The organism is Agrobacterium sp. M50-1 (assembly GCF_049843495.1).
Classification (GTDB): Bacteria; Pseudomonadota; Alphaproteobacteria; order Rhizobiales; family Rhizobiaceae; genus Agrobacterium; species Agrobacterium radiobacter.
This window is the reverse complement of the sequence record NZ_JBBHZH010000011.1, coordinates 126,582-135,286: the sequence shown is the minus strand read 5'-3', so window position 1 is coordinate 135,286 and position 8,705 is coordinate 126,582. Positions and strand designations below refer to the sequence as shown.

Annotated in this window: 9 protein-coding genes; 7 read left to right on the top strand and 2 right to left on the bottom strand. The window is 60.7% G+C overall.

Translation table 11 applies throughout. From position 1 onward, the window contains the following. From WDZ78_RS21785 to WDZ78_RS21765, 5 genes are all read left to right on the top strand, one after another. On the top strand, positions 1–583 hold a 583-nt coding region (locus WDZ78_RS21785), incomplete at its 5' end, for an ABC transporter ATP-binding protein (RefSeq protein ID WP_425674223.1). Continuing rightward, complete coding sequence (locus tag WDZ78_RS21780; RefSeq protein ID WP_425674222.1) at positions 580–1,356, top strand: L-iditol 2-dehydrogenase; 777 nt, start codon at positions 580–582, stop codon at positions 1,354–1,356. The genes WDZ78_RS21785 and WDZ78_RS21780, both read left to right, overlap by 4 nt. Before the next feature lie 61 nt (positions 1,357–1,417). Further along, complete coding sequence (locus tag WDZ78_RS21775) at positions 1,418–2,902, top strand: mannitol dehydrogenase family protein (RefSeq protein WP_425674220.1); 1,485 nt, start codon at positions 1,418–1,420, stop codon at positions 2,900–2,902. 7 nt (positions 2,903–2,909) lie between these two features. Next, positions 2,910–3,629, top strand: coding sequence for an HAD family hydrolase (locus tag WDZ78_RS21770; protein WP_265613997.1), 720 nt, complete (start codon positions 2,910–2,912; stop codon positions 3,627–3,629). Between the two features lie 60 nt (positions 3,630–3,689). Next, the gene (locus WDZ78_RS21765; protein ID WP_425674219.1) at positions 3,690–5,264 is read left to right on the top strand and encodes an FGGY-family carbohydrate kinase; all 1,575 of its coding nucleotides are present in this window, start codon (positions 3,690–3,692) and stop codon (positions 5,262–5,264) included. A 213-nt stretch (positions 5,265–5,477) separates the two neighbouring features. On the opposite strand, the gene WDZ78_RS21760 is transcribed toward WDZ78_RS21765, so the two are convergent. Next, positions 5,478–6,311 (bottom strand): MurR/RpiR family transcriptional regulator, encoded by an 834-nt coding sequence (locus tag WDZ78_RS21760; protein WP_020009107.1) that lies wholly within the window; start codon positions 6,309–6,311, stop codon positions 5,478–5,480. Positions 6,312–6,609: 298 nt separating this feature from the next. Here WDZ78_RS21760 and WDZ78_RS21755 point away from each other — a divergent pair, with 298 nt between their 5' ends. Beyond that, a complete protein-coding gene (locus WDZ78_RS21755) occupies positions 6,610–7,347 on the top strand; it encodes a sulfate transporter family protein (RefSeq protein WP_020009106.1) in 738 nt (245 codons plus the stop codon). Here the strand turns inward: WDZ78_RS21755 and nth are convergent. Beyond that, positions 7,309–8,091 carry an endonuclease III gene (gene nth, locus WDZ78_RS21750; protein WP_425674218.1) on the bottom strand — a complete coding sequence of 261 codons (783 nt, stop codon included), beginning with the start codon at positions 8,089–8,091 and terminating at the stop codon, positions 7,309–7,311. The genes WDZ78_RS21755 and nth overlap by 39 nt on opposite strands. Before the next feature lie 37 nt (positions 8,092–8,128). Here nth and WDZ78_RS21745 point away from each other — a divergent pair, with 37 nt between their 5' ends. Then, the gene (locus WDZ78_RS21745) at positions 8,129–8,611 is read left to right on the top strand and encodes a DUF2244 domain-containing protein (RefSeq protein ID WP_003523126.1); all 483 of its coding nucleotides are present in this window, start codon (positions 8,129–8,131) and stop codon (positions 8,609–8,611) included. The last annotated feature ends 94 nt before the right edge of the window (positions 8,612–8,705 follow it).

Below are 8,705 nucleotides of genomic sequence, written 5' to 3'. Positions count from 1 at the left end.
TCAGCGCGTGGCCATCGGCCGCGCCATCGTGCGCGAACCGAAGGCGTTCCTGTTTGACGAGCCGCTCTCCAACCTCGATGCGGCGCTGCGCGGCACCATGCGGCTGGAAATCTCCGAGCTGCACAACACGCTGAAGACGACGATGATCTACGTCACCCACGACCAGGTGGAAGCCATGACCATGGCCGACAAGATCGTGGTCCTCAACCGCGGCAATATCGAGCAGGTCGGCTCGCCGATGGAGCTTTACCGCTCCCCCGCCAACCTCTTCGTCGCCGGCTTCATCGGCTCGCCGCGCATGAACCTGGTGACCGGCGATTACGCCCGCAGCAAAAACGCCACCACCGCCGGCGTGCGGCCGGAGCACCTGAAGCTGTCGAAGGACAGCGGGCTGTGGCAGGGCAAGGTCACCGTTGCCGAACATCTCGGATCGGATACGTTCCTGCATCTCGACGTCCATGGCATCGGCCCGATCACCGCCCGCACTGACGGCGAGTTCGAATGCAGGCATGGCGATACCGTCTTCATCACACCAGATGATGCCAAAATCCACAGGTTCGATGATAAGGGTATCGCGATATGACGGGAAGACTGGAAGGCAAATCCGCGCTGATAACAGGTTCGGCGCGCGGCATCGGCCGCGCCTTTGCCGAAGCCTATATACGTGAGGGGGCGCGGGTCGCCATTGCCGATATCGATTTCGAACGTGCCAGCAAGACGGCCCGTGAGATCGGCGAAAATGCCTATGCCGTCGAACTCGACGTGACCAAGCAGCATTCCATCGACACCGCCATCCGCACGGTGGAGGGCCAGACCGGTGGCCTCGATATCCTTATCAACAATGCCGCGCTGTTCGATCTGGCACCGATTGTCGAGATCAAACGCGAGAGCTACGAAAGACTGTTTTCGATCAACGTGTCCGGCACGCTGTTCATGATGCAGGCCGCCGCAAAAACAATGATTGCTCGGGGAAAAGGCGGCAAGATCATCAACATGGCAAGCCAGGCGGGCCGGCGCGGCGAGGCCTTGGTGGCGGTGTATTGCGCCACCAAGGCCGCCGTCATCAGCCTCACCCAATCGGCGGGGCTCGATCTCATCAGGCACGGCATCAACGTCAATGCGATTGCGCCCGGCGTGGTCGATGGCGAGCACTGGGACGGCGTGGATGCGCTGTTTGCGAAATATGAAAACCGCCCCGCCGGTGAAAAGAAGCGGCTGGTCGGGGAGGCCGTGCCCTTTGGTCGCATGGGCCGTGCCGAGGACCTGACCGGCATGGCGATCTTCCTTGCCTCCGATGAGGCCGAATACATCGTCGCCCAGACCTATAATGTCGATGGCGGCAACTGGATGAGCTGAGTATCGGGCGCCTGCCGCCCGGCCTTGGCACGAACAACGTTTCCCCTTCGAGGATCGTGACATGACATGCAAACTCTCCCTCGCAACGCTTGACGACGCCAGAAAAACCGCGGCGGTTCCGGCCTATTCCCGGTCCGATCTTTCCGCCGGTATCGTGCATTTCGGCGTTGGCAATTTCCACCGCGCCCATCAGGCGGTCTATCTGGATGACCTCTTCAACACGGGCGCGGACCATGACTTCGCCATCATCGGCGCGGGCGTTCTGCCGTCCGATGCGGTGATGCGTGAAAAGCTCGCCGCGCAGGATTTCCTGACGACGGTGGTGGAGCAGGACAATAACCGCACCGGTGCGCGTGTTACCGGGCCGATGATCGACATTCTGCAAGTTGGCGATACGCAGCGCATCATCGATACGCTCGCCGATCCGAAAATCCGCATCGTTTCGATGACGATTACCGAAGGCGGTTATTTCATCGATGCTTCCGGCTCCTTCAACCCGCAGCATTCGGCCATTGCCGAGGATGGCAAAAACCCGGCCTCGCCGAAAACCGTGTTCGGCCTCATCGTCGCCGGGCTGAAGGCGCGGCGGGACAGGGGGCTGCAACCCTTTACCGTCATGTCCTGCGACAACATTCCGCATAATGGCAAGGTCACGAAAAATGCCGTGGTCGGCCTGGCGGCCTTGTCCGATCCAGCCTTTGCCAACTGGATCGGCGAAAACGTCGCTTTCCCGAATTCCATGGTCGACCGTATTACGCCTGCTACCGGCGAGCGCGAACGCAATATTGCCCGCGACGATTTCGGCATCGAGGACAATTGGCCGGTCTTCTGCGAGGAATTCAAGCAATGGGTGATGGAGGATAATTTCCCCGCAGGTCGCCCGGCTCTCGAAAAGGCGGGCGTACAGTTCGTCAAGGATGTCGCGCCCTATGAGCATATGAAAATCCGCATCCTCAATGGCGGCCACGCGGCAATCGCTTATCCGGCCGCGCTGCTCGACATTCATTTCGTGCATGAGGCGATGGAGCATCCGCTGATCCGGGCGTTTCTGGCAAAGCTCGAAAAAGAAGAAATCATCCCGGTCATTCCGCCGGTTCCCGACACGAATCTCGCCGAATATTTCGGGCTGATCGAACGGCGTTTCCTCAACCCGAAGATCGGCGACACCATTCCGCGCTTGGCGCAGGACGGCTCCAACCGCCAGCCGAAATTCATCCTGCCCTCCACCGCTGACCGTCTGGCGCGTGGTGAGGATATTATCGGCCTGTCGCTGGTCTCGGCGCTCTGGTGCCGTTATTTCTACGGCACCTCCGACAGCGGCAAGGAAATCACCTTCAACGACGCCAGCGCCGAGCGGCTTCAGGCGGCGGCCGTCAAGGCCAAGGATGATCCGATGGCCTTCCTCGAACTCGACGATATCTTCGGAACGGTTGCCGAATCGGAGCTTTTCCGTAAACGCTTCGCCCATGCATTGAAGACGTTGTGGCAAGAAGGCACGGCGAAGACCTTGCAGCTTTATCTGGATGACAAGCTGGCTGAAAAGTGACCATGAGATGGAAGACGAGACCGGGCCCCTTTTGATTTTCGATTGTGACGGCGTTCTCGTCGACAGCGAGCCGGTCTCCATCTCCGTCCTTCTCGATATGCTCTCCCATCTCGGTGTGACGATGGGGGAGGAGGAGGCCTATGAGCGCTTTCTCGGCCGCAGCGTCGCCAGCATGACGGCGACGCTGTTTGAGGATTACGGCGTCGAGACCGACATCGATTTTCTCGATCATATGCGCGCGACGCTGTTCGAGCGTTTCCGCACCGAGCTTCGGCCGATTGACGGCATATCCGAAACGCTGGACAGGCTCCTGCCGCTGCGTCGCTGCGTCGCCTCCTCCAGCCAGCCGGAGCGCATCCGTTATTCGCTGGGGCTGACCGGCCTCATCGATAAATTCGAGCCGCATGTCTTCAGCGCCACCATGGTGAAGAACGGCAAGCCGGCGCCTGATCTTTTCCTGCATGCGGCGCGCCAAATGGGTGCTGATCCGCGTCACTGCATCGTGATCGAGGACAGCCCGGCGGGCATTGCCGCCGCAAAGGCAGCCGGCATGGGCGTTTTTGCCTTTACCGGCGGTTCGCATGCCCGCTTTCCCGCATTCCGCGAAAAGATCGCCGGGCTTGGGGCGGATGCCGTGTTTGACGCGATGCCGGATTTGGTCCAACTTGTTGGCAATTATGTGGGGAAGGGCGGTTTTGACAGGCGGGCGGAACGCGATGCAGGCTGAGCGGGACTCTGCCTGCTGCCGTCCGGAGGTCGTTGCGCAAGTGATGGAATTGCAGTCTTGATGCGTCAAAATCTCGTCGCTGTCGATGTCGGCACCGCCAGCGCCCGGGCCGGAATTTTTGATCCGGCCGGCCGGCTGCTCGCCCGTTCCACCCATCGGATCCTGATGCAGAGGCCGCAGGAAAACCACGCCGAACACGATTCCACCGATATATGGAACGCCGTCTGCATTGCGGTCAAAGCAGCGCTTGCCGAGGCCGGCGTTTCGCCGCAAAGCATCGCCGCCATCGGTTTTGACGCCACTTGCTCGCTCGTCATCCGTGATGGGCGGGGTGATCCCGTTTCGGTTTCCGTTACCGGTGAAGACCGGTTCGACACCATCGTCTGGCTCGACCACCGGGCGATATCAGAGGCCGATCGGCTGACGGCATCCGGACACCGGGTGCTGGATTTCGCCGGCAACAGCGTCTCACCGGAAATGCAGATACCGAAGCTGATGTGGCTGAAGACACATATGCCGGCAAGCTGGTCGCGCATGTCCTTCGCTTTCGATCTGGCGGATTTCCTGACATGGAAGGCGACCGGTTCAGCGCAGCGTTCAAATTGCACGCAGACGGCGAAGTGGAATTTTCTGGCGCAGGAAAATCCCGGCTGGCAGGCGGATTATCTGGAACTGGCGGGCCTTGCCGATCTGAAGGAGCGGGCAGGTCTTCCCGAAACCACCGTGATGCCGGGGAAAAGCATCGGCCCGCTTTCGCCCGAAGCTGCCGCCGAGCTCGGTCTCGATACCGGCTGTGCGGTGGCGGCGGGTATGATTGACGCTTATGCCGGCGCGCTTGGCGCGCTTGGCGGCTGCCTGTCGGCAGATGTCGGCCGGCATGTGGCGCTGATCGCCGGGACTTCGAGCTGCCTTGTCGCCATGTCGGAGCGGCAGATGCCCGGCCACAGCCTCTGGGGGCCCTATTGGCAGGCGATCCTGCCCGGGCACTGGCTGGTGGAAGGCGGGCAATCAGCCACTGGTGCGCTGCTCGACCATATCGTGCGCATGCATGCGGCAGGCGGTGAGCCGGATACGGCGGTGCATGCCCGCATCGTTGCGCGGGTAACGGAATTGCGCGCGCTTGAGGGCGAGGCCTTCGCCGAGCGGCTGCATGTGCTGCCGGATTTCCACGGCAACCGCTCGCCGCTTGCCGATCCGCATGCCGTCGGCGTCATCAGCGGCCTGACTTTGGATACGTCTTTCGACAGTCTCTGCCGTCTTTACTGGCGCACTGCCGTGGCCATTGCACTTGGCGCCCGCCATGTGCTCGATGCGATGGAGCGTTTCGGTTATGCGGTGGAAACCCTGCATGTCACGGGCGGTCATGTGAAGAACCCGCTGCTGATGGAACTTTACGCCGATGTGACGGGCAAGCGCATCGTGGTTCCCGCAACCGCCGACGCGGTGCTTCTCGGAACGGCAATGACGGCGGCGACGGCCGGCGGGGTGCATGCGAGCCTTGCTGCTGCAGGGGCTGCCATGTATCCGGGCAATGCGGAAATAACAGGCAACCCGGCGCTCGCCCCCCGTTATGAGCGGGATTACAGGCGTTTCCTCGCCATGTACCGGCATCGGCAGGAACTGGAGAGCCTTTGATTGTCTGAAGGCAAATGGCATGGCCGAGTGGGTGCCGCGCGTTTCTTCTCCCCGCCGGGGAGAAGGTGGCCCGAAGGGCCGGATGAGGGGGAACGCCAGCGATGAACGCACTCTAGCCCCCTCATCCCGCTGCCGCGGACTTCTCCCCGGCGGGGAGAAGAAACGAGCGGCGACCGTTCGATCCCTCCGCCTCTATTTGTCCGCTAAGCGCAATCAGCCGCGCAGCGAGCGTTTCAGGGCGGTGAGGTTCTTTGCCCTTGCCCTGCCGCTGTCATCGGCGCTGGCGCCAAGCGCGCAGAGGGTGAATTCCAGCAGGGAAACCAGTTGCAGCAGGCCCTGGCCGCCGTTCTGCGCCTGCGGCATGGCAAGACAGAGATCGGTGCTTTCCGGCCCCCATTCATAAAAGCGTGTGGTGATCAGCAATGTCCTGTAACCGCTCTTGCGCGCCATTGCCGACAGGCGTTGCAGCGGCGACAGGCTGCCGCCGCAATCCATGATGACGAGCAGGGTGTGAGCGGCGTCGAAATCCCACAGCGCGACATAGGCCGCGCTGTCGCTGCCGAGATAATGGATATGGCCCCGGCTCTCCAGAAGTCGCCCGTAAAAATGACGCCCAGCGTCGAGACCTTCCGGGGAGGTTGCCAGAAAAACATCGCCCGCCGTGGCGATCTCGTTCATGGCAATCCGCCAGATCGACTGGGTGGTCATGTCGAAGGCGGTCTGGATGGCCTGTATCTGTTGAGACAGAAGCTGCGAAAACGGGTTGGACTGGCGTTCACCGGCTTCTGCCGTTGCTGGCTGATCCGCACCGGCGGCTTCTTCGGCATGGCGCAGATCGGCGCGGATATCGCTGAATTGCCGGTATCCCAGGGAGCGCAGGAAACGGCCGACCGTCATCGGACTGAGGCTGAGCTTGGCGGCCAGCGTCTGCGCCGTCTCGAACGGCAATTCGTCCAGATGTTCGATCAGATATTTGGCGATCTTGCGCTCGGAAGGGGTGCCTGCCTTCATGGCGCGCGTAAGGTTCAACAGCAGCTTTTCCACCAACGCCTCATTCTTTTATCTTTATTGAACGATGATGCATGCGCGCGCGCAAACGAGCGTGCGAACCGCAATTTGACGGTGGGGGATAGCTTCTCCGGCCTTGTCCTCCACCGGACCGGAATGCGAATTATAATAGATGGATTATTATATTTTAGAGATACCTTTTATTCAAGAGAAATTCCATCTGCGGTTTAAATCCGGATATCCGGCATCTTTCCGCCCGTCTTGCAGAGCGGGCGGGCAGCGCTTATCTCTCGCCTGGTAAGAGTATTTCAACGCTAAAGGCGTCGAGGAGTTCCGAATGATTTTTGATGCGGCGAGGCTTGCCTTTCACAATCTCTTTGCCGCCGAAACCCGGTCGGTGTTCTGGAAGGTTCTGGGGCTCACGCTTCTCGTGCTGGCGGCGCTCTGGTTCGCCATCCGCTCGATCTTCATTTATTTCGCCCTGCCGTGGGTGGATACGCTGATACCCGGCGTGCCTGATTGGGCGGGCTGGCTGAGCTTCGTTTTCGCCATTTTCGCCGGAATAGGCCTTGCACTGGCGCTCGCGCTGCTCATCTCGCCGGTCACCGCCGTCATTGCCGGCCTGTTTCTCGATGATGTCGCCGAAGTGGTTGAGAAAAAGAACTATCCGAACGATCCGCCGGGCAAGGCGATGCCGATCGGCGAGGCGGTGCTGTCTTCCATCAAGTTTTTTGGTGTCGTCATTGCCGGCAACCTCGTCGCGCTGTTGCTGCTTCTGGTGCCGGGCGTCAACCTCATCGCGTTTTTCCTGGTGAACGGCTATCTGCTCGGCCGGGAATTCTTCGAATTTGCGGCGATGCGTTTCCGAACACCCCTGGAAGCAAGGCAGTTCCGCTCAAAACACCGCGCCACCGTCTTCATGGCCGGGCTGGTGATCGCGGCCTTTCTGGCGGTGCCGTTCCTCAATCTGCTGACGCCGCTTTTCGCCGCCTCGATGATGGTGCATCTGCACAAGGCCGTCAGCCGGCGCGATCCCTCATTCGCCGCCGGCCGCACCGAACAGCTGCGCGGGTAACTCCACCAGCGGCGCCGGAATATCGAATGTCTTTTCCGGCGATTTGCAGATATCGGCGATCACACAGCGTTCGCATTCGGGCTTGCGGGCCTTGCAGCAGTAGCGCCCGTGCAGGATCAGCCAGTGATGGGCATGGAACAGATATTGTTCGGGAATGATGCGGATCAGCCGGTCTTCAACCTCGTCAGGGGTCTTGCCCGGCGCAAGACAGAGCCGGTTGGCAATGCGGAAGACGTGGGTATCTACCGCAAGCGTGGGCACGCCGAAAGCCATGGACATCACCACATTGGCGGTCTTGCGGCCCACGCCGGGCAGCGTCACCAGTTCCTCTCGGGTTCTCGGCACCTCGCCGCCGAAATTGTCGATCAGCATCTGCGACAGGGCAATGACGTTTTTCGCCTTGTTACGGTAAAGTCCGATGGTCTTGATGTGGCCGATCAGCTGTTCTTCGCCGAGCGCCAGCATTTTTTCCGGCGTATCGGCCACCTTGAACAGCGCGCGCGTGGCGCGGTTCACGCCCACATCGGTCGCCTGTGCGGAAAGCGCCACGGCGACCAGCAGGGTGAAGGGATTGGTATGTTCCAGCTCGCCTTTAGGCTCCGGCCGCTGAATGGAAAAACGGCGGAAGATTTCGGTCAGCTCATCCTTTGAATAGACCGTTTTCACCCGCGCCGGCTTGCGGACGGATGCCGGATTTGACTTTTTCAATGTTTGGGTGCTGGATCGTTTTTTGGCGACTGTCATGGACTATTTATAGCCAGCCCGCCCAAAGGAAAGCAACGTGGATACGCTCAACGACCAGCCGATTTTCGCGGCGGAACTCGTTCCGCACCGTTCGCTTGGCAGAAGGGGTTTCCGGCTGCTCCTGCTTTTCTCCGGTCTGGCCTGCCTTGTCTATGGCGGCTTCTTCCTCGCCACCGGGGCATGGCCCGTCGGCCTGTTCTTCGGGCTGGATTTTCTGCTGCTTTATGCCGCCTTCCGCGCCAATTACCGGGCGGCGAAGGCGCGGGAAGAGGTCAGCGTTTCGCGCACCAGCCTGTCGATCCGCAAATTTTCGCCGGCCGGGCGTATGGTGGAGCATCGCTTCAATCCCTTCTGGGCGCGCTTCAGGGTCAGGCGGCATGACGAGATCGGCATCGTCTCCATGCATGTGACGGGTGAAGGCCGGGCGACCGATATCGGTTCGTTTCTCAATCCCGATGACCGTGAAAGCTTCGCCAAGGCTTTCGGCGGTGCGTTGGCGACTGTGCGGCGGCGGATGTGAAACGAACATACCTTGCGTATCGTGATACCGCGCAAGAAACGGGTGGAGACGAAGTCGCTTTAATGGTTTTCTCTTACCCGTTAGGAGATTTGCG

Bases quoted from the DNA above. Each gene is read 5' to 3' on its own strand.
- WDZ78_RS21780 (WP_425674222.1), top strand. From the start codon at position 580: ATGACGGGAAGACTGGAAGGCAAATCCGCGCTGATAACAGGTTCGGCG.
- WDZ78_RS21775 (WP_425674220.1), top strand. From the start codon at position 1,418: ATGACATGCAAACTCTCCCTCGCAACGCTTGACGACGCCAGAAAAACC.
- WDZ78_RS21770 (WP_265613997.1), top strand. From the start codon at position 2,910: ATGGAAGACGAGACCGGGCCCCTTTTGATTTTCGATTGTGACGGCGTT.
- WDZ78_RS21765 (WP_425674219.1), top strand. From the start codon at position 3,690: ATGCGTCAAAATCTCGTCGCTGTCGATGTCGGCACCGCCAGCGCCCGG.
- WDZ78_RS21755 (WP_020009106.1), top strand. From the start codon at position 6,610: ATGATTTTTGATGCGGCGAGGCTTGCCTTTCACAATCTCTTTGCCGCC.
- nth (WP_425674218.1), bottom strand. From the start codon at position 8,091: ATGACAGTCGCCAAAAAACGATCCAGCACCCAAACATTGAAAAAGTCA.